General features: G+C 49.0%; 1 tRNA gene and 1 rRNA gene. Both read left to right on the top strand.

Features of this window, described 5'->3' with window-relative positions:
- A 16S ribosomal RNA gene (locus AAFU51_18950) occupies positions 1 to 188 on the top strand; the annotation flags it as partial.
- Positions 189 to 282: 94 nt separating this feature from the next.
- A tRNA-Ile gene (locus AAFU51_18945) sits at positions 283 to 356 on the top strand.
- Positions 357 to 533: the final 177 nt, after the last annotated feature.

Here is a 533-nt window from a genome sequence, read left to right as displayed (position 1 = left end):
GTAATCGGATATCAGCCATGATCCGGTGAATACGTTCCCGGGCCTTGTACACACCGCCCGTCAAGCCATGGAAGCCGGGAGTGCCTGAAGTCCGTGACCGCAAGGAGCGGCCTAGGGCAAAATCGGTAACTAGGGCTAAGTCGTAACAAGGTAGCCGTACCGGAAGGTGCGGCTGGAACACCTCCTTTCTAGAGAAAGTTCCGACGGATGTTTTTTTGTTCCGAGTTCCAAGGGTTTGTTTTTTTCTTTGCTGTCTTTCCATTATGTCAAGATATTTTTTGAAGTCTCGTAGCTCAGCTGGTTAGAGCGCTACACTGATAATGTAGAGGTCGGCAGTTCGAGCCTGCCCGAGACTACAGGGCCGAAGCGCAGGGAAAATATCCAGTGGATATTTTCAGCGAAGGAGCCAGGTGGCGCGAGGGCGTTATCGAGAAAGTTCATTGATTTGAAATAGGAAATTCTAGGTGTTGAGTTACCGTTATGAAGTACTGTTAACCGATGACTGTTAACTGACAACTGGAAAACGGGGAATT

The organism is Bacteroidota bacterium (assembly GCA_039821555.1).
GTDB lineage: Bacteria > Bacteroidota > Rhodothermia > Rhodothermales > Rubricoccaceae > JBCBEX01.
This window is presented reverse-complemented; position numbering and strand designations above follow the sequence as displayed.